The 23,011-nt window shown below is 60.9% G+C and carries 18 protein-coding genes and 1 pseudogene; 8 read left to right on the top strand and 11 right to left on the bottom strand.

Annotated elements, in window-relative coordinates:
* Positions 1–9: 9 nt before the first annotated feature.
* On the bottom strand, positions 10–888 hold the full coding sequence (locus QA646_RS11915) for a choline kinase family protein (protein WP_283055664.1): 879 nt from the start codon (positions 886–888) through the stop codon (positions 10–12).
* 434 nt (positions 889–1,322) lie between these two features.
* Here QA646_RS11915 and QA646_RS11920 point away from each other — a divergent pair, with 434 nt between their 5' ends.
* Positions 1,323–2,132, top strand: coding sequence for a DeoR/GlpR family DNA-binding transcription regulator (locus QA646_RS11920; RefSeq protein ID WP_283055665.1), 810 nt, complete (start codon positions 1,323–1,325; stop codon positions 2,130–2,132).
* Between the two features lie 40 nt (positions 2,133–2,172).
* On the opposite strand, the gene QA646_RS11925 is transcribed toward QA646_RS11920, so the two are convergent.
* Entirely contained in the window at positions 2,173–3,054 is an 882-nt protein-coding gene (locus tag QA646_RS11925) for a LysR family transcriptional regulator (RefSeq protein WP_283055666.1), read from the bottom strand.
* Positions 3,055–3,170: 116 nt separating this feature from the next.
* Here QA646_RS11925 and QA646_RS11930 point away from each other — a divergent pair, with 116 nt between their 5' ends.
* Entirely contained in the window at positions 3,171–4,193 is a 1,023-nt protein-coding gene (locus QA646_RS11930) for a putative sulfate exporter family transporter (protein WP_283055667.1), read from the top strand.
* Here the strand turns inward: QA646_RS11930 and QA646_RS11935 are convergent.
* The 7 genes and pseudogenes from QA646_RS11935 to QA646_RS11965 all read right to left on the bottom strand — a co-directional run bounded on the left by QA646_RS11935 (position 4,156) and on the right by QA646_RS11965 (position 15,431).
* Positions 4,156–5,978: pseudogene (locus tag QA646_RS11935) on the bottom strand (EAL domain-containing protein). The gene QA646_RS11930 and the pseudogene QA646_RS11935 overlap by 38 nt on opposite strands.
* A 135-nt stretch (positions 5,979–6,113) precedes the next feature.
* A complete protein-coding gene (locus QA646_RS11940) occupies positions 6,114–7,898 on the bottom strand; it encodes an IlvD/Edd family dehydratase (protein ID WP_283058855.1) in 1,785 nt (594 codons plus the stop codon).
* A gap of 7 nt (positions 7,899–7,905) precedes the next feature.
* The gene (locus tag QA646_RS11945; RefSeq protein WP_283055668.1) at positions 7,906–8,790 is read right to left on the bottom strand and encodes an NAD(P)-dependent oxidoreductase; all 885 of its coding nucleotides are present in this window, start codon (positions 8,788–8,790) and stop codon (positions 7,906–7,908) included.
* A complete protein-coding gene (denD, locus tag QA646_RS11950) occupies positions 8,787–9,773 on the bottom strand; it encodes a D-erythronate dehydrogenase (RefSeq protein ID WP_283055669.1) in 987 nt (328 codons plus the stop codon). Before denD ends, QA646_RS11945 begins: the two co-directional genes overlap by 4 nt.
* Positions 9,774–10,028: 255 nt before the next feature.
* A complete protein-coding gene (locus tag QA646_RS11955) occupies positions 10,029–13,229 on the bottom strand; it encodes an efflux RND transporter permease subunit (RefSeq protein ID WP_283055670.1) in 3,201 nt (1,066 codons plus the stop codon).
* Positions 13,230–13,348: 119 nt separating this feature from the next.
* Positions 13,349–14,539: an efflux RND transporter periplasmic adaptor subunit gene (locus QA646_RS11960; protein WP_283055671.1), complete on the bottom strand. Its 1,191-nt coding sequence runs from the start codon at positions 14,537–14,539 to the stop codon at positions 13,349–13,351.
* A gap of 79 nt (positions 14,540–14,618) precedes the next feature.
* Complete coding sequence (locus QA646_RS11965; protein WP_283055672.1) at positions 14,619–15,431, bottom strand: alpha/beta hydrolase; 813 nt, start codon at positions 15,429–15,431, stop codon at positions 14,619–14,621.
* 235 nt (positions 15,432–15,666) lie between these two features.
* On the opposite strand from QA646_RS11965, the gene QA646_RS11970 reads away from it, so the two are divergent.
* The gene (locus QA646_RS11970) at positions 15,667–16,578 is read left to right on the top strand and encodes a LysR family transcriptional regulator (protein WP_283055673.1); all 912 of its coding nucleotides are present in this window, start codon (positions 15,667–15,669) and stop codon (positions 16,576–16,578) included.
* Positions 16,579–16,628: 50 nt separating this feature from the next.
* On the opposite strand, the gene QA646_RS11975 is transcribed toward QA646_RS11970, so the two are convergent.
* Positions 16,629–17,087 (bottom strand): carboxymuconolactone decarboxylase family protein, encoded by a 459-nt coding sequence (locus QA646_RS11975; RefSeq protein WP_283055674.1) that lies wholly within the window; start codon positions 17,085–17,087, stop codon positions 16,629–16,631.
* Positions 17,088–17,224: 137 nt separating this feature from the next.
* Here QA646_RS11975 and QA646_RS11980 point away from each other — a divergent pair, with 137 nt between their 5' ends.
* Entirely contained in the window at positions 17,225–18,109 is an 885-nt protein-coding gene (locus QA646_RS11980) for a sigma-70 family RNA polymerase sigma factor (RefSeq protein WP_283055675.1), read from the top strand.
* Positions 18,110–18,114: 5 nt separating this feature from the next.
* Here the strand turns inward: QA646_RS11980 and QA646_RS11985 are convergent, their stop codons facing one another.
* Complete coding sequence (locus QA646_RS11985) at positions 18,115–18,876, bottom strand: helix-turn-helix transcriptional regulator (protein ID WP_283055676.1); 762 nt, start codon at positions 18,874–18,876, stop codon at positions 18,115–18,117.
* 110 nt (positions 18,877–18,986) lie between these two features.
* Here QA646_RS11985 and QA646_RS11990 point away from each other — a divergent pair, with 110 nt between their 5' ends.
* From QA646_RS11990 to QA646_RS12005, 4 genes are all read left to right on the top strand, one after another.
* Complete coding sequence (locus QA646_RS11990) at positions 18,987–19,958, top strand: DMT family transporter (RefSeq protein WP_283055677.1); 972 nt, start codon at positions 18,987–18,989, stop codon at positions 19,956–19,958.
* A 94-nt stretch (positions 19,959–20,052) separates the two neighbouring features.
* Positions 20,053–20,781: a GntR family transcriptional regulator gene (locus QA646_RS11995; protein WP_283055678.1), complete on the top strand. Its 729-nt coding sequence runs from the start codon at positions 20,053–20,055 to the stop codon at positions 20,779–20,781.
* A 104-nt stretch (positions 20,782–20,885) separates the two neighbouring features.
* A complete protein-coding gene (locus QA646_RS12000) occupies positions 20,886–22,166 on the top strand; it encodes a cysteine desulfurase-like protein (RefSeq protein WP_283055679.1) in 1,281 nt (426 codons plus the stop codon).
* 66 nt (positions 22,167–22,232) lie between these two features.
* Positions 22,233–23,003 (top strand): aldolase/citrate lyase family protein, encoded by a 771-nt coding sequence (locus tag QA646_RS12005; RefSeq protein WP_283055680.1) that lies wholly within the window; start codon positions 22,233–22,235, stop codon positions 23,001–23,003.
* Positions 23,004–23,011 lie beyond the last annotated feature (8 nt).

Below are 23,011 nucleotides of genomic sequence, written 5' to 3' on the forward strand. Positions count from 1 at the left end.
CGCATCACCTCAAGAATTCCGGAATGATTGATAGGCGCGTTCAAATCGCGCCAGATTTTCGCTCGTATAGGCTGAATAATCGAAATCGATATGGGAGTGGATTTCGGAAACCATACTCCACATCGTCTCGCGCAACAGCGAAGCGCATTTCATCGCCTGGTAGCGCCGACGTAGCTCGTCGCTCACCGGCGCCTCGAAATAGGCCTCCAGCATCGCCGTTTCCTGGCCTTCGGAGAATTCGTTGTTGGAGGCAAGACCGCCGAGATCGAAGAGCGGCGTGTTGAAACCCGCATAATCCCAGTCAATCAGCCAGAGCCTTGTTCCATCATCGAGAAAATTGTTGGCCAGCAGATCGTTATGGCCAAAAACGATGTCGAAAGGCCTGGCAGCCTGCTCCAGCTGCTCGGCGGTATCGAGGAAGGAAGGCAGCAATGTCTTATGACGACTACCGTCCTCTTTAAGAACGGCGGCATAGTCGCGGACGACATGAAAAACCCAGAAGATGGCCGCGGCGCCACGAAAATGTCTGGCGACATTCCGGTGACAAGAACGGACAAGCGGCACAATGCGCGCCAGCATCAAAGGGTCGCGAACATCCTCCGCTACAAGCGGTTTTCCGTCGATATAGTCCAGCACGAGGACGCCTGGCTCGGAGTGAACGACAGCGGGTGACAATCCAGCCGCATGCGCGGCCTTGCTCGCGGCCAGTTCGTTGGCACGGCTGATGTGGTGAACCGGAATATCCGTTCCAAGGCGGACGACGAAACGCCGGCCGCTGTCGGTGACCAGGTAATTGCGATTGGTGATGCCGCCCACGAGCGGAGCGATATCGATCGATCCTCGCCAGATACCAAGAGCTTGTATCTTGTCTTCGGGCGTTACGATCATCCCTCCTCCAGCGCTAAAATCGCGCGTCTTTCGGATGTAAAAGGTTCCTCACAAAAGGAGAACTGTCAAGAACTAGCCACAAAATGAAACGATCATTTGGTTTTTTGTTGGATTTTGCGGGGAAGAGGGGTCTAATCCCTATTAGGCTCTGGATATTTGCAACAGAAAGCTTCACCGTAATTAGGATTTGACCTAAAAATTCAATCTCGAGGTGATTGGGACGAGATAACTTGCGTTTGAGTCGTTATCCCGCTCCAGAGCAATTCCAGGAAAAGTGCGAAGCGGTTTTCCGTCCGGAATGCTTGGAAATAAAGGGGTAGAGCGGGAAAGCGATTCCGTGAAACGCTGAACGGCTCTAGATGTTTGATCAGGCATGATCTTACCCACAAGCCGCTTCGCATGTTTGGGATCATGCCTTAGATAGGATCGATACCATGTCGGACATCTCGCAGGTGCCGCTTCATTCGAACCATCGGGAACGCGAGATCCTGGAGGAGCTTCGGCTTGCAGGCGGCGCAAGCCGTATTCAGTTTCTCGCCGAGCGGCTGGCGGTTTCCGAGGAGACCATTCGCCGCAATATCCGCAGCCTGGAAGCCAATGGCCTCGTCACCAAGGTGCATGGCGGAGTTCATATCAAGGACTCGATCATCGAGCAGCCGCTGCATTTCCGGATGAACGAGAATGCCGAGGCCAAACGCATGATCGCGGCCCGTGTTGCGGCGATGATCCAGAACGGCGATACGCTCTTCCTCGACATCGGCTCCACGACGGCTTTCATCGCCGTCGCGCTACAGAAACATCAGAACCTCTTCGTCGTCACCAATGCCGTCTCGGTGGCGCATGCGCTGGCGACCCGCAACGGCAATCGCGTTTTCTTCGCAGGCGGCGAGCTGCGCAGCCACGATGGCGGTGCCTTCGGCACGGAAGCGACCAACTTCCTGCGCCGCTTCAATGTTCGCCATGCTATATTGTCCGTCGGCGCCGTGAATGCCGTCTCCGGCTTCATGCTGCACGATCTTGAAGAGGCGGAATATTCCCGCGAAGCATCGCGGCGCGCCGAAAACCGCATCATCGTCGCCGACAGCGCCAAATTCGGTCGCAGCGCCCCGATCATCATCGATGATCCCGCCATGTACGACGTGATGGTCACCGACGACATGCCGCCCCCGGATATCCGCGCCATGCTCGACCGCAACGAAATCGACCTCGTCATCGCCAATCAGCGCCGGATGGAGCAGCTCTAAAGCAAGTGCAGGAAAAGCGCGCTCCGTTCCCGTTATGGCTTTAACTCCTGCACATGGCTTCCAGGGTCAGCGCCGCCTTGCTGGCATGTCGCTCTTTGTGACGCAGCAGACGGAAGCTGCGGACGGGCAGGTCGAAAGCCGCACGCACAAGTAATCCCTGTTGCAGATAAGCCATGGCCGCGGCACTGGAAATCGCCGCGGCGCTTTGTCCGTAGCAGACGGCCGACAAGACGGCCTCGTTCGACGGCAGCACCAGCGCGACGCCAAGATCATGTGGCGATGTACCAAGCTTGATGATTGCATTTTCGAATTCGGATCGCGTCCCCGAACCTTCCTCGCGCATCACCCACGAGGTACCCGAGGCAAGATCGTCAACGCTCAGCTTCCGACCGTCGGCCCAGGGATGACTTGGCGGCACGACGATGACAAGCGCATCCTGCGCGACAACTTTCATCGACAAAGCCGGCGTATCCACCTCCCCTTCGACGAAGCCCAATTCGGCGGTGCCTTCGATGACCGCCTCGATGACCGTACGTGTATTGCCGATCGTCAAATCGAGCTCGATGCCGGGATATTCGCGATGAAAGCGCATCAGCAAGGGCGGCAGCCAATAGCTGGCAATAGTCTGACTGGCACGCAGGCTGAGCCGGCCGCGCTGCAGGCCGCCGAGTTCGGAAAGCATGAGCTCCGCCGATCGCACGCGAGCCAGCGTCGCCTTCGCCTCGCTGAGAAAGATCCGGCCGGTTTCCGTCAGCTCGATCCGCCGGCCGACCCGATGAAACAGCTCGATGCCATAATAGCCTTCGAGGTTCTTGATGGCGGCGCTGACGGCCGAGGGCGTCAGATGGATTGCCTGTGCCGCGTGGGTCAGGTGTTCCCGCTCGGCGACGGCGACAAAAATAGCGAGTTGCTCGAATGTCATAGGAAATCATTCTAATTAATCGAATAAAACATAGGATAATATTCGATGGATGTCGACATCAGGAGGTGAGACTTTCTCGTCATAGAAAATTCTCCATAGCCAAACGGCGGTCCCGCATGCCCCTTTTCAGACGAGCCCATATCATCCTTCCCGGCCTTATCCTTACGAGCCTCGTGGCCCTTCTCGCCTATGCCTTCGAGCGTATAGAGATCGGCATTTTCGGTCGCCGGTGGATCGAGAGCCTGGTGCTCGCCATTGCGCTCGGCATTGTCGTCTGCACCGTAAAGCCGCTGACGCCCGCACTGCGCCCCGGCATCGATTTCAGCGCCAAGATCCTGCTTGAAATTGCCATTGTCCTGCTTGGCTCCTCGATCAGCCTCTCGGCCATCAGCGGCGCCGGTGTCTGGTTGATCGCCGGCATTGCCATCGTCGTCGTGTTGTCGATCGCAGCGACCTATATGACCGGCCGGCTGCTTGGCCTGCCACCGAAACTGGCGACGCTGATTGCCTGCGGCAATTCCATCTGCGGCAACTCGGCCATCGTTGCCGTTGCGCCGGTCATCGAGGCCGGTTCGGAGGAGATTGCCGCCGCTCTTGCCTTCACCGCCGTACTTGGCATCGCCGCCGTCTTCCTGCTGCCGCTTCTCTATTTCCACGCCGGCATGAGCGTGCCGCAATATGGCGTGCTGGCAGGATTGACCGTCTATGCTGTGCCGCAGGTGCTTGCCGCGACCGCGCCGGTCAGCCTCCTTGCGGTGCAGACCGGTACCCTGGTCAAGCTGATCCGCGTGCTGATGCTCGGGCCTGTCATCTTCCTGCTCGGCATTATCACCAAGACCAAAACGGCGGGGATGGACAGCCGCACAGGCCAGCATCACTCGCTGGTTCCCTGGTTCATCTGCGGCTTTCTAGGGCTGATGGCCCTGCGCTCTTTCGGCTTGATCCCGGACGCATTGATCGCGCAGATGGCGGTGATATCCAACATCCTGACGGTGATTGCCATGGCAGCACTCGGCCTGTCCGTGAACATCCGTTCCGTTGCCCATGCCGGCGGCCGGGTCATCACGGCAGCCACGCTGTCGCTGCTGGCGCTCGGTGGCATCAGCTATGGGTTGATTGCCGCTCTTCAAATCCGGTAGATCCGGCATTGTCGTGGGAATTGCCGGAAGTCCGGTGCGGATCCGGCTTCTGAGCCGATGCCAACAGCACCGCGATTTCGCTTCCCGGCGAAGGATAGCCGATCGCATAACCCTGAAGTCTGTCACAACCCGCGCGTGGTCCTCGGTTTCCACGCCTTCGGCGATGACTTCAACGCTGAGCGCCCTTGCTATTTCCACGATCGCGCCCACCATGCGGCGCTGTTCGTCCGAAACGGTAATTGCCGTCACCAACTGCCGATCGATCTTCAGCCGCTTCGGCTTCAGTTTCACAAGGCCGATCAATGAGGCATGACCGGAGCCGAAATCGTCGATTTCGATCTCGATACCCATCTTTTTGATCGCGTCGATATTGGCGAGCACCTTGTCGTCGGGATCGTCGAGGAAGATCGTCTCGATCAGTTCGAAGGCAATGGCATGGCTTGGTATATTCTGAGCTTGCAGCCGTTCAATCAGGTGCGGATCGGCCAGACGGTTTCCCGAGATGTTGACGGCGATACGCGGCGGCATCAGGCCTTGCAGGGCCCAGTTGGCGCGGTCGAACAATACGCGGTTCAGGATGGCCGCATCGATCTCCGCCGTCAGCCCGTATTCCTCAGCCACCTTGAGGAAGGCTGCGGGCGCCAGCAGTCCCTTCTCCGGATGCCACCATCGGGCCAGAGCCTCCAGTCCCACGATCCGTCGGCTGCGCGCATCCACTTGGATTTGGTAGAACGGCACGATTTCATGCCGGATCAGCGCCAATCGCAATTCCTCTGCCAATTGCCGTTCGGCCTGCAGATCGGATTGTAGTTTCGGCGTGAAGAATTCGACACGGTTGCGGCCCAATTTCTTTGCTTGATAAAGGGCGATATCAGATTCCGCCAGCAGATTGCCGGCCCCGCCCACGGTGCTCCAGGCCGCCCCGATCGAAGCTCCCACCTGCAGCATGTCATGGCCGAAGCGGACATCGCACCTCAGCCGCCAGAGAATATCATCGGCAATGGTTTTGAGTTCATCGACACCATTGAGATTGACCAGCATCACGACGAATTCGTCACCGCCAATGCGGGCGACCATATCATCAGCCGCAATCGCGCCGGAAATCCGCACCGCCGCATTCTGCAGCGTCAAATCGCCAGCCGCATGCCCCCATTTATCGTTGATCTGCTTGAAACAGTCGAGATCGATGTGGAGGACGGCCAGCGTCTTGACCGCCGCATCGGCGCGCAGCTCCGCCAACCGGCGATCGAAGTAGCGGCGGTTGGGCAGGCCGGTCAGATAGTCGTGGTCGGCAGCGTGCTCGATACGGGCCCGGCTCTGCTCCAGCGCAATAGCGCGCGCTTCCGCGACCGCTTTCTGGTCGGTCAGCTCGCGGTTCAGCAGGACATCGGCTGTGACATCCCACTCCGCACCGATGAAGGACGGCTCGCCATCAGGTCCCTCATAGAAATGGGCGCGCGAGCGCAGATAGCGCACCGTTCCGTCAGGTAGGATGATGCGAAATTGTGAGTTGTAGAAACCTTTTTCCACAACCGCCATATCGAACTCGGCGACAGCCCGCTCGGCATCGTCGGGGTGAAGAGCGTTCAGCCAGATCTCAGAGGGCACTTTGCGATCGGTACGGCCGGTCTGATAGAGCTTGTGCATCTGCGGATCCCAGAGCACTTCCTCTTCGTTCAGATTATGCTCCCAGACGCCGATTTGAGACGTCTCCAGCGCCAGTTCCAGCCTTCTCAAAAGGTTCTGGAACTCCTGTTCGGATCGCGCTGACACCGTCTCTTCCACCGAGTCGCCCCTCTGGACACATGGAAGTTTGCATGATTTCGGCGATATCTTTGCACCACTCCCTTTAACGATATTTAATAACCTCTCGATAGGTACCGGCTTTCGTCCGCAACTCTCGGTGCAATCAATTTGTGGTTAATGATTATGGCGCGGCGGATTGGCCGCGAGGTTGCGGAAATCGGCAGCGCCGTCGAGCACCGCGCCATCTGAAAGTTGCGTGACCGAACGGCGGTAGATGCGTTGCCAAGGCGTCGCATCCGGCGGAACCGCAGGAATCCCGTCCTCCTTGCGCCGCTCGATTTCAGTCTCGTCCACCAACATGTTGCAGCGGCCGTGATTGAAATCGATGCGAATGGTGTCGCCGGTCCTCAGCCATGCGAGGCCGCCGCCAGCCGCACTTTCCGGCGAGGCGTTCAGGATCGACGGGCTGTCGGCGGTACCCGACTGGCGGCCGTCGCCGATCGTCGGCAGGCTGCTGATGCCCCGCTTCAGCAGCGCATCCGGCGGCTGCATGTTGACGACTTCGGCAGAGCCCGGCCAACCGATCGGCCCGGCCCCGCGAATAACGAGAATCGTGTTCTCATCGATACCGAGATCGGCATCGTTGATGCGCTTGTGATAATCCTCCGATCCGTCGAACACCACCGCCCGGCCTTCGAACACGCCCTCGCGGCCCGGCTCCTGCAGATAGCGACGACGGAAATCCTCTGAAACGACGCTCATCTTCATGATGGCGAAATCGAAGAGATTGCCCTTCAGCACCAGGAAGCCGGCCCGCTCCTTCAAAGGCTCTCCGAAAGGACGGATAACCTCGCGATCCGTTGCTTCCCTGCCTTTCAGGTTGTCGGCCATCGTCTTGCCGGTAACGGTCGGACAGTCACCATCGAGTTTGCCGGCCTGCAGCAGCTCCCACATGACGGCCGGCACGCCGCCGGCGCGATGGAAGCGCTCGCCAAGATAGGCGCCCGCCGGCTGCACATTAGCCAGCAGCGGAATGTCGAATCCATGGATCTGCCAATCATCCGGGTGAAGCTCGACGCCGGCATGCTTTGCCATGGCTGCAATATGTGGCTGCGCATTGGTTGAGCCGCCGATCGCCGAATTCACCCGGATCGCATTGAGGAAAGCCTGCCGGGTCAATATGTCTGACGGCTTGATGCCCTCGAGCACCAGCTCGACGGCGCGGCGGCCGGTGCGATAGGCCATCTGCCCGCGTTCGCGATAGGCGCCGGGAATGGCGGCGCAGCCGGTGAGCGACATGCCGAGCGCCTCGGCCATGGCGTTCATGGTCAAGGCCGTGCCCATGGTATTGCAATGGCCGATCGAAGGCGCCGAGGCGAGCGATGCCTCCATGAAGCCCTCTTCATCGATCTCGCCGGCCGCCAGCTTGCGGCGCGAACGCCAGATCACCGTGCCGGAACCGGCCAACTCGCCGTCGTGCCAGCCGTCCAGCATCGGACCGCCGGAGAGGACGATCGCCGGAATATTGACCGTGGAGGCCGCCATCAGCGCCGACGGCGTGGTCTTGTCGCAGCCCGTCGTCAACACGACGCCGTCGAGCGGATAGCCGTAAAGCACCTCGACAAGGCCGAGATAGGCGAGATTGCGGTCGAGTGCCGCCGTCGGGCGCTTGCAATTCTCGAAGATCGGATGGGTCGGGAATTCGATCGGAATGCCGCCGGCATCGCGAATGCCGTCGCGGACACGCTTCGCGAGATCGAGGTGATGGCGGTTGCAAGGCGTCAGGTCGCTGCCGCTCTGGGCAATGCCGATGATCGGCTTGCCGGAGCGCAGCTCTTCCGGCGTGATGCCGTAATTCATGAAGCGCTCGAGGTAGAGCGCGGTCATATCGATATGATCGGGATTGTCGAACCAGTCCTGCGAGCGCAGACGACGCTTGGATGTGCCGTTGTCGGTCATGTCTTCCTCAGGTCTTTCGTCGAGCATTCTTTTCTTCCAGATGCGCCAGCAAGCCGCTGTGATCGCTTTCACCGCCGCCCTGCTCCACGAATTCGGCGAACTCCGCCCTGACGGCCTCGGTCAACGGCAGATGCAGCGACAAGCTTTGAGCAGCGGCAAGAACGGCGTCGAGATCTTTCAATTGGTTGCGCGACGTGCCGCCGGGTACGAAATTGCGCTCGATCATGCGCTGACCATGCAGCTCCAGAATCCGGCTTTCGGCAAAACCGCCGCGAATGGCAGCGCGAAACGCCTCACGCGAACCGCCGCCGGCTTCGACCAGAAGCATGGCTTCCGCAATCGCGCCGATGGTGACCGCCACGATCTGCTGATTGCCGAGCTTGGCGAGCTGGCCGGCGCCGCTTGGTCCCACACGGGTAACCCGGCCGAGCGGGGCCAGCACGTCCCGGACACTATCGATGATTTCGGCCTCGCCGCCCGCCATGATTGCCAGCGTTCCGGCGGCTGCACCAACCACGCCGCCGGAAACGGGAGCATCGATATGATGAACGCCGCGCTCCGCCAGCTTTGCCGCGTTCTCGCGGGCGAGCGGCGGCGGAATGGAGCTATTGTCGATCACGATGGCGCCGGGCTCCAATGCTTCCGCAACACCGCTTCCGAACAGCACCTCACTGACCGCGCCGGCATTGGTCAGCATGGTGAACAAGACGGCGGCCCCCTTGGCGGCCTCCGCTGCCGTCGCAGCGACGGTCGCTCCATCGGCCGCCAATGCATCAGCCTTGCTCCGATCGCGATTCCAGACGGTGACGGCAAAGCCCCCAGCGAGCAACCGCCTCGCCATCGGGGCTCCCATCAGCCCAGCTCCGAGAAAAGCGATCTTCCGACCGGTCATGCAATGCGTCCTTCCAATTCGTCTTCGATATGGACCTGAATGATCTCGTCGAAAGAGCTTTCGGCCACAAAACCCAACTCCCTCGCCCGCGTCGCCGTAAAGCCTTGGGCCCAACCGGAGACGATGCGCATTATCATCTCGTCCGGCTCGCGGCGGATCAATTTTACCGCCTTCTCGCCGGCAATGCGACGCAAAGCCTCGATCTGCTCGCCAACCGTGGCGCTGACGCCCGGCATGGAGAGATTTCGGTCAGCCCCGACAGGCGCAAGATCGATCGTCGCGCCATGAACGAGAAATCCGACTGCCGAACGCGGCGAGGCATGCCAATGCCGCACGTCCTCCGGCACCGGCAACACGGCTTCCTGGCCGATCAGCGGCTCGCGCAATATGCCGGAGAAGAAACCGGAGGCCGCCCTGTTCGGCTTGCCGGGACGAATGCAGATGGTCGGCAGGCGAATACCGATGCTGTCGAAAATGCCGCGCCGCGTATAGTCGGCCAGCAGCAGTTCGCTGATCGCCTTCTGCGTACCATAGCTGGTGAGAGGCGTCAGATGGAAATCGTCGGGAATAGGCGTCGGAAAAGGTGAGCCGAAAACAGCGCAGGAAGAAGTAAAGACGATGCGCGGATGATAGCCGTCCTCGGCATGGGCGGCTCGGATCGCTTCGAAGAGCTGCCGGGTGCCGTCGAGATTGATGCGGTAGCCCTTGTCGAAATCGAGTTCCGCCTCGCCCGAAACGATCGCCGCGAGATGGAAGATCACATCCGGCCGGCGGGCGATGATCTTCTCCGCCGCTCCTGGCGCAGACAGATCCCGGGCACGCGCCTTCACCTTGCCGGTAAAACCCTGCGGCAGAGGCGGCTCGACGACATCGACCAATGTCAGCCTGGTGATCTCCCGGCCGCCGAGACCGCCATCGGCGATCAACCGTGCCGTCAATTTTCGGCCGATCATGCCGGCTGCTCCGATGATGGCGATGTGCATAGAATCCTCCCTCGTGAATGACCGTTAGCGGGCGGCTCCTCCGGCCCGACGTACGTCAATCATGTGCCTAACTGTTTGATAAACCCATGACGTCAGCATGCAAATGAAATTGGCGGACAAGGGGCAAAATCTTTGAAAAACAGATTGGCCGAAATGGAAAATATCAAAGCTAAAGTGAGATAAAAAATAGGGCGGAACCTTGCGGTCCCGCCCACGGCATATCGGGCACTGGGGGTACTGCCCGACACGGCTCTCCTATTCGGCGGCGATCGGGAGAACCTCTGCCGAATGGCTGTTGTTGTCATTGTGGTGATGCTGCTTCAGCGGACGGTTGCCCGTCAGCCTGCGGATCAGCACGTAGAACACCGGCGTCATGAAGATGCCGAAGAACGTTACGCCGATCATGCCCGAGAACACCGCGATACCCATGGCGGCGCGCATCTCGGCACCAGCGCCGGTCGAGGTGACCAGCGGCACGACACCCATGATGAAAGCCATGGAGGTCATCAGGATCGGGCGCAGACGCAGACGGCTGGCTTCGACGGCAGCTTGAACCGGCGTGCGGCCTTCGAATTCCAGCTCGCGGGCGAATTCCACGATCAGGATCGCATTTTTCGCCGACAGACCGACGAGCACCACCAGGCCGATCTGGGTGAAGATATTGTTGTCTCCACCCGTGAGCCAGACACCGGTCAGCGCCGCCAATACGCCCATCGGCACGATCATGATGATGGCGAGCGGCAAGGTCAGGCTCTCGTATTGGGCGGCCAGCACGAGGAAGACGAGCAGCAGCGCCAGCGGGAAAACAACGACGCTGGAATTGCCGGCCAGAATCTGCTGGTAGGTCAGGTCCGTCCATTCGAAGTCAATGCCGGGCGGCAACGTCTCATGCAGGATCTTCTCGATCGCCGCCTGTGCCTGACCCGACGAGTAGCCGGGCGCCGGGCCGCCATTGATATCGGCCGCAAGGAAGCCGTTGTAGCGGTTCGTGCGTTCCGGACCGGTGGTGGCATCGACCTTCAGCAAAGCCGAAAGCGGGATCATCTGGCCCGATGCCGAGCGAACCTTCAACTGGCCGATATCGTCCGGCTGAGCGCGGAACTTGGCATCGGCCTGCACGCGGACGCTGTAGGTGCGGCCGAAGGCGTTGAAATCGTTCACGTAGAGCGAACCCAGATAGATCTGCAGCGTCTGGAAGACATCCGTGACGGAGACCCCGAGTTGTTCGGCCTTGGCACGGTCGAGATCGGCAAAGAGCTGCGGCACGTTGATCTGGAAGCTCGAGAAGATGCCGGCGAGTTCCGGTGTCTGGTAGGCCTTGGCTATCACCGCCTTGGCCGCCTGGTCGAGAGCCTGGTTGCCGAGGCCGGCGCGATCCTCGATCTGCAGCTTGAAGCCGCCTGTCGTGCCGAGGCCGTTGACCGGCGGCGGCGGGAACATGGCGATGAAGGCGTCCTGGATGGCGCCGAACTTCTGGTTCAGCGCCATGGCGATCGCCCCACCTGAAAGGTCAGGCGTCTTGCGCTCGTCGAAGTCCTTCAACGTCACGAAAACGATGCCGGCATTCGAGGAATTGGTGAAGCCATTGATCGACAGACCCGGGAAGGCGATCGCATTGGCGACGCCCGGCTGGGCGAGCGCAATATCGGTCATGCGCTTGATCACGTTCTCCGTGCGGTCAAGGCTCGCAGCATCCGGCAACTGTGCGAAGCCGATCAGATACTGCTTGTCCTGCGACGGCACGAAACCGCCGGGAACTGTGGTGAACAGGCTGTAGGTCGCCCCCACCAGCGCGAGATAGAGCACCATGACGATGCTCTTGCGCGACACCAGGCCGCCGACGCCCTTGCCGTAGTACTTCGAACCGGCCCCGAACGCCCGGTTGAAGCCGCGGAAGAACCAGCCGAAGACCGCGTCCATGAACCGCGTCAGCCAATCCTTCGGCGCATGATGGCCCTTCAGGAGCAGGGATGCCAGTGCCGGAGACAGGGTGAGCGAGTTGAAGGCAGAGATGACGGTCGAGATGGCGATCGTCAGCGCGAACTGGCGGTAGAACTGGCCGGACAGGCCGGAGATGAAGGCGAGCGGCACGAAGACGGCGACGAGCACCAGCGCGATCGCGATGATCGGACCGGAGACTTCCTTCATGGCCTTGTAGGTGGCGTCTCGCGGACTGAGCCCGTTCTCGATATTGCGTTCGACGTTCTCAACCACCACGATCGCGTCGTCCACGACGATACCGATCGCCAGCACCAGGCCGAATAGACTGAGCGCGTTGATCGAGAAGCCGAAGACATACATCACCGCAAAGGTGCCGATGATCGACACCGGAACGGCGATCAGCGGGATGATCGAGGCGCGCCATGTCTGCAGGAACAGGATGACGACGAGGACGACGAGCGCGATGGCTTCGAGTAGTGTGTCGAGGACCTTTTCAATCGAGGCGCGGACGAATTTCGTCGTGTCGTAGACGATGTCGTACTTGACGCCCGCCGGCATGGCCTGCTGCAGCTCGTTCATGGTCGAGCGCACATTGTTCGCAATCTCGATCGCGTTCGAACCGGGCGCCTGGAGAACCGCGACGGCGACCGCCGGCTTGCCGTCGAGCAGCGAACGCAGGGTATAGTCTTCCGCACCGAGCTCGACGCGGGCGACGTCGCGAAGGCGGGTGATCTCGCCGTTGGCGCCCGTCTTGACGATGATGTTGCCGAACTCCTCGGGTGTGCGCAGGCGGCCCTGGGCATTGACGTTGAGCTGCAAATCCACGCTCGGCCGGCTGGGTGAGGCACCGATGATGCCGGCCGCAGCCTGGACGTTCTGGGAGCTGATCGCATTGCTGATGTCGCTGGCGGCAAGATTATGCTCGGCTGCCTTCTGCGGATCGATCCAGACGCGCATGGAATAGTCGCCGGCGCCGAAGACCTGCACCTGCCCGACGCCTTCGATGCGGGCGAGCCGATCCTTGATGTTCAGGGTCGCATAGTTTCGCAGATAAGTGATGTCGTGGTCGGCCCCGTCCGAGACGAGATTGACGACCATGATGAAATCAGGCGAGCTCTTGACGGTCGTGATGCCGAGGGCACGGACTTCCGTGGGCAGGCGCGGCTCGGCCTGCGAAACGCGGTTTTGCACGAGCTGCTGCGCCTTGTCCGGATCGGTGCCGAGCTTGAAGGTGACCGTAACGTTGAGAACGCCGTCGGACGTTGCCTGGCTGGACATGTAGAGCATGCCCTCGACGCCGTTGATCTGCTCTTCGAGCGGCGTCGCCACCGTTTCGGCAATGACGGTCGGGTTGGCGCCGGGATAGGTGGCGCGCACGACAATCGACGGCGGCACGACCTCTGGATATTCGGAGATCGGCAGCGCTCTAAGACCGATCAGGCCGGCGACCACGATGAGGACCGAAAGAACACCGGCAAAGACCGGGCGGTCAACAAAGAATCTGGAGATGTTCATATCAAAGCCCCCTCCGGGGTGAAAACGGATGCAAAACTCCTGTCCGGCGATTTGAAAGCCGCCGGCGGATCATGCGATTTCGGATATCGGCCTTCTCCCCGCGGGCAGAAGGCGAAGTCTTATTGAGCGGTCGCGACCTTCTCGGCCATCTGCGGTGCGACGACTGCACCGGGACGGATGCGCTGCAGCCCGTTGACGACGATCTTCTCGCCGACTTTCAGGCCGTTCTCGATCACTCGCTGCCCGTCGACCAGCGACCCGAGTTGGACCTGCCGGTAATTGACCTTGTTTTCACCATCAACGACGAAGACGAACTTCTTGTCCTGATCAGTGCCGACTGCGCGGTCGTTGATGACGATCCTGTTTTCAGCTTTCGGCTGGCCCATGCGAACACGTACGAACTGGCCGGGGATAAGGCGCCCGCCCGGATTGTCGAAGACGGCACGTACGGCAACGGTGCCACTGGCCGCATCGACTTCATTGTCGATCAGTTGCAGCTTGCCGTTGATCGGCGTGCCGTTGTCGTTGGTGGTGCCAATCTGCACGGGGATCTGTTCGACCGGCGGAACCGCGCCATCCGTCGCCGGAAGCTGTGCGAGCGCCTGGGTGACAGTCTGTTCGCTGGCATTGAAGCTGGCGTAGATCGGATCGACCGAGACCAGCGTCGTCAGTGCCGGCGAAGCGGAACCGGCAGCAACGAGGTTGCCGACGGTGACCTCGATCTTGCCGACGCGACCGGCGATCGGAGCGCGAACCTGCGTATAGTCGAGATTCAACTGTGCCGTCTGCAGGGCGGCTTGCGCCGCCTTCAGATTGGCCTCGGCCCCGGCGTAGTTGCTGGCGCGCGTGTCCATATCGCTCTGCGAGATCGTCTTGTTGTCGGAGAGCTTCTGGCCGCGGTCGACTTCGACCTTGGCGAGATCCAGCTTGGCCTTGGCCGCAGCAACTTCCGCCTGCGCTTGGGCGACGGCCGCCTCATAGGGTGCCTGATCGATCGTCACCAGCAGGTCGCCCTGCTTGACCAACGCGCCTTCGCGGAAGTGCACCGATTGGATGGCGCCGGCCACACGCGGACGGACTTCCACACGGTCGATGGCTTCGAGCCGGCCGGAAAACTCCTGCCAGGTCGTGATGTCGTGCGCCTCGACGGCGGCGACGGTGACGGGGATCGCCGGCTTTGCAGCCGCGGCCGCCGTCTCGGTCGCTTGAGCGCCACGGGGCATATCCAAATACAAGGCTGCGCCTGCAACGGCCGCAGCAACACCTATGCCGGCGCCCAATAGGGCCCAGCGCTTACCGTTGGACTTCATGTTAGTCTCTCCTGTTGATCCCGGCTTGGGGCACGGGATCGAAAATTCCTAGCGTCTCGACATCATCAGACTTGGTCGATCAAGCCTGCACATCCTCGACAAAGTGCCGGAAACAACAGCAGACATCCTGCTGCCATGACGGCTTATCCTTAGACTGCCCGCCGTAGATGGTGGGCCAGCCTGTCCCGGCGGGAAGGACTTGCTGGCGAACACGAACGCCGGCCCCTTTCAGGCGGCTGCCGTATTCCATGCCCTCGTCGCGGAGCGGGTCGTCCTCGGCCGTGAGCACCAATGCCGGCGCGAGGCCCGAAAGCCGCGAACAGTATCGAGGCGCTGCATAGGGGTGACAGACACCGCCCAGGAAGCCCAGGTAACGGTTCCAACCCTCCGTCCAACGCTCGCGCATGCCGCTTTCCTCCGCCTGGAGGAAAGATTTCGATCCCATGAAAGGATCAAGCAAAGGCGAAATCAGCACCTGTCCGTCCAGCGAACCGGGCATCTGATCGCGCGCCTTTAAAGCCACGCCCGCTGCAACATTGCCACCCGATTCCTCACCGGCGACAAAGAGCAGCGATTTTTTCGCCCCGCCCAACGCAAGCATGTTCCGCTTGTTGCCGAGATAGGCGAGAATCCCGTAGGCGCATTCCAACACCTGCGGAAAGGCATTCTGGTTGCCGCTGGTGTAATCGGCCGCAACCACGATCGCACCGGCTTCCGCAAGACTTGCAGCCACCGGCCGGTCAATAGCATGCTCGGTATCGATAAAGGCACCACCATGCAGGTAAAGCACGATGGGCGCAGCCTTCTTCATACCTTCACCGTTGTAGACCCGTGCTGCAACCGGCCCCGTGGGCACGTTTTCCAGCATCACATCTTTCCACGGCGCACTCATGGACCCACATCCTTATCTATTCGATTGAACATGACCTCTTCTGAAAACCGTTTCACACGTTTCAGGATCATGTTCCGAATTACGCGGCCCCGAGCGCCCCATGCCGCTTTGCAACATTCACATTCACAACATATTGTTATTCCGTTCTGAGAATAAGTGGCCTATATTCGATCAGACTATTCACCAGAACAAACAATCGACCCCTTTTACGCTGTGGTCGAAAGGCGCCTCAAAAATGGACCAGCTATCAGCAATGCGGGCATTCGCGCGCGTGGTGGAGACGGGCAATTTCACCCGCGCCGCCACGACCCTTTCCATGCCGAAGGCGACGGTGACGACGCTCATCCAGTCGCTCGAGGCGCATTTGCATACGAAGCTCCTGAACCGCACGACCCGCCGCGTCATGGTCACGACAGACGGAGCGCTCTATTACGAACGTGCCATTCAGATCCTCTCCGAAATCGAGGAACTGGATGGCAGCATCAGCAACTCGCAAAGCCTGCCAAGCGGTCGCCTGCGCGTCGAGATGGCGGGCGCCTTCGCCGACACCATCGTCATGCCGGCAATTTGCGATTTTCATCAACGTTATCCGGACATCCGTATCGATCTCGGCGTCGGCGACCGACTGGTGGATTATTTGGCGGAGAATGTCGACTGCGCCCTGCGTGCGGGCATGCCGAGCGATCAGTCGCTGATTGCCCGGCGCGTCGGAGAAGTGCATCTCGTCACCTGTGCCGCTCCACGCTACATCGAAAAATTCGGCATGCCCGAAAGGCCGGAAGAGCTGGAAAGCAGCCACTATGCCATCAGCTATTTTCGCGCCCAGACCGGGCGGACGATTCCGTTCGAATTCCATCGCGGCAATGAATCGCTGGAAATCAGTCCGCGCTACATCCTTTCGGTTAACGACAGCCGCAGCTACGTCAACGCCGCATTGACCGGCCTCGGCATCGCCCAAACGCCGATATTCATGGTGCGTGATGCGCTTGCCAAGGGGGAACTCGTCTCGGTCCTCCCCGGCTGGACCCGCCCGCCCCTGCCGCTGCACATCGTCTATCCCCCGAACCGGCATCTCAGCAACAAGGTGCGCGTATTCGTCGACTGGCTGGCAAAATTGCTGGCAACGTCGCGGCTCGGAGCCGCTTAGTTCCCTTCTCCCCGGCGGGGAGAAGGTGGTGCTGCCACAATCCTACACCATCAGCTCCAGGAGGCTCCCGCCGGATGCCGGACCGTCGCGTTGAGCCGGTTCCAGACGTTGTCGACGGCAACGGAGATGATCAAAGCGGACAGTGCTTTTTCATCATAATGTTTGGCCGCCTCGTTCCATATTTCATCGCTCACCGCGTCCGGCCGGTCGGCAAGGCGGGTCATCGCTTCACCGAGCGCAAGGGCGGCGCGTTCGGCATCGGTGAAATAGGGCATTTCGCGCCAGGCGGAGACGCCAACGATCCGCTCGATCTTTTCTCCCTCCTTCTGCAGCTTGCGGAAGCCCATATCGGTGCAAACGCTGCAGCCATTGATCTGGCTGACGCGCAGATGCACGAGATCCATCGTGTTCTCGGACACACCGCGATCCCTAATCGAGGCGCTGACCGCCAAGAGGGCTTGCAGGGTTTCCGGCAGGATGACGGCGGGGTTCTTCATGCGGGCTTGCATCATTCTCTCCTTGAGGTGTTTTTCGGTGAGCCCAACAGGGGCCGATCTTGACGGCACGGCCCTTGTCGATCCTTTGTCACATCGGCTGGGTTTCGTTCGTCATAGGCATGACGGAGCACGAACAAGGAATGTGACCGATGGACGAAAAAAAGTGGCAGGCAGAAAAATTCGAGGCCAACCGGCCGCATTTGCGCGCGGTTGCCTACCGCATGCTCGGCTCGCGCACTGAGGCGGAAGACGCGGTCCAGGAGGCTTGGTTGCGGCTCAGCCGCGCGGATATTTCTGATGTCGAAAACCTCGGCGGCTGGCTGACGACGGTCACCGCCCGCATCTGTCTCGACTGGCTGCGCTCCCGCAAATCCCGACGCGAGGAGCCGCTGACCGTCCACGTCCCCGAACCGGTCGTCAGCCACGAAGCGGGCACAGGTACCGATCCGGAGCAGGAGGCGCTGCTTGCCGACTCAGTCGGCCTGGCGCTGCTGGTGGTGTTGGAAAAGCTGACCCCGGCCGAGCGGCTGGCCTTTGTGCTGCACGATATGTTCGACATGCCCTTCGACGACATCGCTCCGATCGTCGGGCGCACGACGACCGCCACGCGCCAGCTTGCCAGCCGGGCGCGGCGCCGGGTGCAGGGAGCGCCGGTTGCTGCGGAAGCTGATCTGACCCGCCAGCGGCATGTGGTCGATGCTTTTCTGACCGCGTCGCGCGGCGGCGACCTGCATGCGCTCCTTGCCGCTCTCGATCCGGACGTCGTCTTCCGCGCCGATGCCGTGGCAACGCGAATGGGCTCGCTGGCGGAAATCCGTGGAAGCACGGCGGTGGCCGAAACCTTCCGCGGCCGTGCCCAGGGAGCCCTGCCGGCCGTCATCAACGGCGCTGTCGGCGCGATCGTCGTTTTCGGCGGACAATTGCGCATCGCGCTCCGTTTTTCCGTCGCCAACGATGGCCGGATTATCGGCATCGATGCAATGGCTGATCCCGAGCAATTGCGTAGGCTCGAGGTATTGGTGATCGATCGGTGACAATGTCAGCGCATCTGCGTCGGGCTCGTCCCCGTCAGCCGGCGGAACATCGCGATGAAAGCGGAGGCATTGCTATAGCCTAGCTGCACCGCGATCTGTTGCACCGGCTGACCGGCGTCAATCAGCGCCAGCGCCGCGACCAGCTTCAGCCGCTGGCGCCACTCGTTGAAGGAGATGCCGAGATGGTCGTGGCAGCGGCGGGAAAGCGTCCGCTCGGTCGTTTTTATCTGGCGCGCCCATTCCGCCAGGGACTTGCGATTACCGGGATCCGCCTGCAGCGCCTGGAGAACCGGCCCGAGCAAAACATCATCCGAGAGCGGCAAATAGCTTTCGCTGCGCGGCGCCAAACGTATCTGGTCGACCAAAACCTGGGCCAGCCGGAGATCCTCCTCGGTCTTCGGCAAGGTGATGTCACGAGCGGCGAAATCGGCAAGAATCGCCTTCAGAAGCGGGCTGAGCCCAAGCGTTGCAGGTGTCGCCGGAAGATTGGCGCAGAGCGACCGCTCGACGTAGACGGTGACATAGCGAACGTCGTACTGGTTCCATGCTTCATGCAGCACATCGGGCGGAATCCAGATCGCGTAATGGGGCGGCGACAGATAACGCACGCCCTGAATATCGAAATCGACCACGCCGGTCAGCGCATAGTTCAGTTCGCCCCAGGTCTGGCGTTTGGCCGGAAACACCGTGCCGCCTTTGTAATTCTCCGTGCGGAAGGAAACTGGCTGCGGCGGGTCGCCTTGAATACGTGGTTCTCGCGGGCTCATGTCCGTATTCCGCTACCGATGTCTGAAACTCGCTATATACCAGTAATCAGACAAAGGGTAAAAGCGAAATCTCCATCCAGCCAGGCCGACCATCCGACAGGAGGACCGCCATGAGCAGCAACACGACGTCTCGAGCCGATAAGCCAGCCTCCATCATGACGAGCGCAGCGCTGGCTCCGCTTTGCACCGTCCTTATCTGGTCCGGCAACACGGTCGTCACCAAGGCGGCGTCCGGTGTCATCTCGCCAGGCTCGATCTCCTTCTATCGCTGGCTGCTGGCCTTCCTCGTTCTCCTGCCTTTCGTTGGCGGGGCCGCATGGCAGAACCGCGCGCTCCTTAAACAATATTGGTTGAAGCTCGCCACCCTCGGCGCACTCGGCATGGTCATCTATCAAAGCCTCGCCTATGAGGCCGCTAAGACCACCTCGGCGGTCAACATGGGGGTCATTGTGGCGCTGATGCCGTTGCTATCGACGCTGCTCGCCAGCGCATTGGCCGGCGAAAAGTTGACGGCCGCCAACCTCGCAGGCGGTGCCATTTCGCTGATCGGCCTGATTTATCTGACCTCGCAAGGGCACCCGGCGACGCTGCTGAGTGGCGGCTTTCATATCGGCGACGGCCTGATGATCATCGCCGTATTATCCAACTCGCTCTACGGCGTGATGTTGAAGCGTTGGGCGATGCCGCTTTCCACGTGGCAGCAATTGTTCTGGCAGATCGGTTTTTCGACCATTTTATTGATTCCGGTTTTCCTGATGGGCGATATTTCGCCGATCACCTCGGCCAATCTGCCGCTGATCCTCTATGCGGCCATTCCGACGTCGCTGGTCGCGCCGCTCTGCTGGATGATCGGCATCCGGAATCTCGGAGCCGCCCGCACTTCGCTGCTCATCAATCTCCTGCCGATCATCGTCGCGGTCCTCGCCTGGGCGATCCTGCGCGAAGAACTGCACGCCTATCATGCCGTCGGCGGCGCGCTTGCGCTCATCGGCGTGGGGCTTGGCCTCCGGCAGGCGAAGATCGCCAAGGGCGAGACGGAGCCGGGCGTAGATCGCGCGGCTTGGGAAACGGAGGAGGTCTGACGGTCCGGTCTCCGTGTCGAAACACTTTCCATGCCACCCGCCTTCGTTCTACCATAACGGCAACGGGAGTCGCCCGAGCAAGAAGGAAACGAGCGTGCGCATAGCCTTGGAACCGGTGTCTTCGAGAACGACCATCCAGGAGGGCGTTTATCAGCAGTTGCGCAATGCGCTGATGGCCGGCAATTTCGATCCGGGCCAGACATTGACCATCGCCTCTCTCGCCGAAACATTCGGCACCAGCAACATGCCCGTGCGCGAAGCCTTGCGCAGGCTGGCGGCGGAAAATGCGCTGGAGGTGGCGGCGAACGGCTCGGCCCGCATACCGATCGTGACGCTTGCGCGCCTCGACGATCTCTGCCGCGCCCGCATCGCCGTCGAAGGATTGGCCGCCGAGCTTGGCATTCCCAAGCTGACTGCCACCAACATCGAGACATTGGAGCGCATCGCCGCCGAACAACACGCCATCGGCCGCAGCAGCAATGTCTACGAACTCATGGCGAGGAACCAGCAGTTCCATTTCACCATCTACCGCGCCTCTGGCTCGGAGGTGCTGCTGCAACTGATAGAAACGCTGTGGCTGCGTTTCGGCCCTTATATGCGCATGCTGTCGGCCTCCGTCGAACCGCTCATGCGCAGTGGCGAGATCGATCCTGCCGGCTCGCATTTCCCGATCATCGAAGCGCTGAAGGCTGGCGATTTCGTCCGTGCCCGCGATGGCGTCGTCGCCGATATCAGGCGCACGCATGAGATTTTGCGCGACTATTGCCCCGCAACGGAAGACGAACCCCGCGCCAAGGGACCGGCCTCAGCTCTGCGACGGTAAACCGCCCCGACAGCACGCGAGGAATTTAATTGAACCCTCAAATATTTTGTGATCAAATGATCATAATGTGACTTTCAAACCTTCCTTCTTGCAACGAGATTCTCATGAGCGCTTCTCCTTCTCCGTCGAAATTTGCCGGCTATAACAGCTTTCCGGTCGATGAAATCCGCGCCATGTTTCCGGCTATTCAGAAGGCCGGCGATTTCGTGTTCCTCGACAATGCCGGCGGTTCGCAGGTGCCGCAGACGGTGGTCGATGCGGTCGCCAATCATCTGATCGACTACAACGTCCAGCGCATGGCGAAATATCAGCATAGTCGGGGCGTCGACCGCAATCTGGCTGAAGCGCGCGAAAGCGTCGCCATGCTGGTCAACGCCTATCGTCCCGAAGAAATATCCTTCGGTCAAAACGCCACCTCCTTCATCCGCCTGGTAAGCCTCGGCATCGCCAAGCTGCTTGGCGAGCGCAACGAGATCATCATCACCGACATGGATCATGACGCCAACATCGCCACCTGGCTGGCGCTGGAGGCAGACGGCGCCAAGATCGTCTGGTGGCGCATGCGCGAAGACGGCACGCTGCATACCGAAGACTTGAAGCCGCTGCTGAACGACAAGACCCGTCTCGTCGCCTGCACCGTGACGGCCCACTCCATCGGCACGATCGTCGATGTCGCCACCGTGGGGAAGCTCGCGCATGCAGCCGGTGCTGAAGTCTTCCTCGATTGCGTCCACTACGGCCCGCATGGGCTGATGGATGTGCAAGCCTGGAATTGCGACTATCTCGTCTGCTCGGGCTACAAGAATTTTTCGCCGCACATGGGCTTTCTCTGGGGCCGCTTCGATGCATTGGTCAAGCTGCCGACCTTCAAGGAAGACTTCATTCCGGACGTGCCGCCCTACAAGATCGAGGTCGGCACCTTCACCTATGAAAACGTCGCCGGCATGAATGCCGCGGTCAAATATCTCGAAGCTCTCGGCCTCCGTTTCCTGCCGGCGGGCCAACACACTCGCCGCGAGGCGCTTGCGGCGGCCATGGGCGCAATCCGCGAATACGAACTCATGCTCTCACGCGAGATGATTGCCGTTCTGAAGCGCCACGGCGCCGTCATCTACGGCATTTCCGACGACGCCCGCCTCGAACAGCGCGTGCCTACCATCTGTTTCAACATTCCGGGCATCACGCCGCAGCAATTCGCCGCTGAGATGGGCGAAGCCGGCATCGGGCTGCGCGACGGCCACATGTTCGCCCCGCGCCTGATGAAACGCCTCGGCCTCTCCATGGAAACCGGCGCGATCCGCGTGTCTCTGGTGCACTACAACAAGGCCGAGGAAATCGCCCGCTTCGAAAAAGTGCTGACCGACGTCATCGCGCGGCACAAATAGTCGCTTCGCAGCTCTGTATTTTCAGTCTATCCCTCTTCGCAGAGATCGTGGAAAGCGAAGAAAACCATGGGCCATTTCCGCAAAAACTGCCTCAATAAAAGCCTGCTCATCGGCACCTTCGCTGCCATTCCGCATCCCGTCGCCATCGAGGTCACGGCGGCGTCCGGCATCGATTTCCTCTGCATCGATTGGGAGCATTCGCAGATCGGCCGCGAACGCATCGAGGATCTGATCCGCGCCGCCGACGTGCACCATGTTCCCGCCATGGTCCGTGTTCCGGGTCACGCGCCGGAGGCCATCGCCTCGGTACTCGATGCAGGCGCGGCCGGCGTGCTGGTACCGCGCGTGTCGACGGCGGCGCAGGCAAGAGCGGCCGTGCTGGCGACGCGCTATCCGCCGATCGGTGAGCGAGGCGTTGGTCCAGGCCGGGCGGCGGCCTACGGCTATCGTATTCCGGATTATCTCGCCAAGGCCAATGCCGAACTCGTGCTTGCCATTCAGGTCGAGACGGCGGCAGGGCTCGCCAACATTGCGGAGATCGCCGCGGTCGATGGCATCGACGTCATCTTCATCGGCCCCGGCGACCTCTCGGTCTCGATCGACGCCATGGGACCGGCCGGCAAAGACAAGCTCGACGCGGCCATCGAAACTATCGCGGGAACCGCGCTCGCCGCCGGCCGCACGGTCGGCATCTTCCGGCCGTCGCCGGACGATATCGGCGCATGGTCTATGACCGGCATCAGTTTCTTCCTGCTGGCCAGCGACACCATGTTTCTGGGTGCTGGTCTTGCTGACGGGGTTGCTCAGGCGCGTCGGCAAGGCACGCCGAAACAATAGGCGGCCGC

The organism is Rhizobium sp. CB3090 (genome assembly GCF_029714285.1).
GTDB lineage: Bacteria > Pseudomonadota > Alphaproteobacteria > Rhizobiales > Rhizobiaceae > Rhizobium.

Bases quoted from the DNA above. Each gene is read 5' to 3' on its own strand.
- QA646_RS11915 (WP_283055664.1), bottom strand. From the start codon at position 888: ATGATCGTAACGCCCGAAGACAAGATACAAGCTCTTGGTATCTGGCGA.
- QA646_RS11920 (WP_283055665.1), top strand. From the start codon at position 1,323: ATGTCGGACATCTCGCAGGTGCCGCTTCATTCGAACCATCGGGAACGC.
- QA646_RS11990 (WP_283055677.1), top strand. From the start codon at position 18,987: ATGAGCAGCAACACGACGTCTCGAGCCGATAAGCCAGCCTCCATCATG.
- QA646_RS11940 (WP_283058855.1), bottom strand. From the start codon at position 7,898: ATGACCGACAACGGCACATCCAAGCGTCGTCTGCGCTCGCAGGACTGG.
- QA646_RS12005 (WP_283055680.1), top strand. From the start codon at position 22,233: ATGGGCCATTTCCGCAAAAACTGCCTCAATAAAAGCCTGCTCATCGGC.
- QA646_RS11980 (WP_283055675.1), top strand. From the start codon at position 17,225: ATGGACGAAAAAAAGTGGCAGGCAGAAAAATTCGAGGCCAACCGGCCG.
- QA646_RS11960 (WP_283055671.1), bottom strand. From the start codon at position 14,539: ATGAAGTCCAACGGTAAGCGCTGGGCCCTATTGGGCGCCGGCATAGGT.
- QA646_RS11945 (WP_283055668.1), bottom strand. From the start codon at position 8,790: ATGACCGGTCGGAAGATCGCTTTTCTCGGAGCTGGGCTGATGGGAGCC.
- QA646_RS11955 (WP_283055670.1), bottom strand. From the start codon at position 13,229: ATGAACATCTCCAGATTCTTTGTTGACCGCCCGGTCTTTGCCGGTGTT.
- QA646_RS11965 (WP_283055672.1), bottom strand. From the start codon at position 15,431: ATGAGTGCGCCGTGGAAAGATGTGATGCTGGAAAACGTGCCCACGGGG.
- denD (WP_283055669.1), bottom strand. From the start codon at position 9,773: ATGCACATCGCCATCATCGGAGCAGCCGGCATGATCGGCCGAAAATTG.
- QA646_RS11925 (WP_283055666.1), bottom strand. From the start codon at position 3,054: ATGACATTCGAGCAACTCGCTATTTTTGTCGCCGTCGCCGAGCGGGAA.
- QA646_RS11975 (WP_283055674.1), bottom strand. From the start codon at position 17,087: ATGCAAGCCCGCATGAAGAACCCCGCCGTCATCCTGCCGGAAACCCTG.
- QA646_RS11970 (WP_283055673.1), top strand. From the start codon at position 15,667: ATGGACCAGCTATCAGCAATGCGGGCATTCGCGCGCGTGGTGGAGACG.
- QA646_RS12000 (WP_283055679.1), top strand. From the start codon at position 20,886: ATGAGCGCTTCTCCTTCTCCGTCGAAATTTGCCGGCTATAACAGCTTT.
- QA646_RS11985 (WP_283055676.1), bottom strand. From the start codon at position 18,876: ATGAGCCCGCGAGAACCACGTATTCAAGGCGACCCGCCGCAGCCAGTT.
- QA646_RS11930 (WP_283055667.1), top strand. From the start codon at position 3,171: ATGCCCCTTTTCAGACGAGCCCATATCATCCTTCCCGGCCTTATCCTT.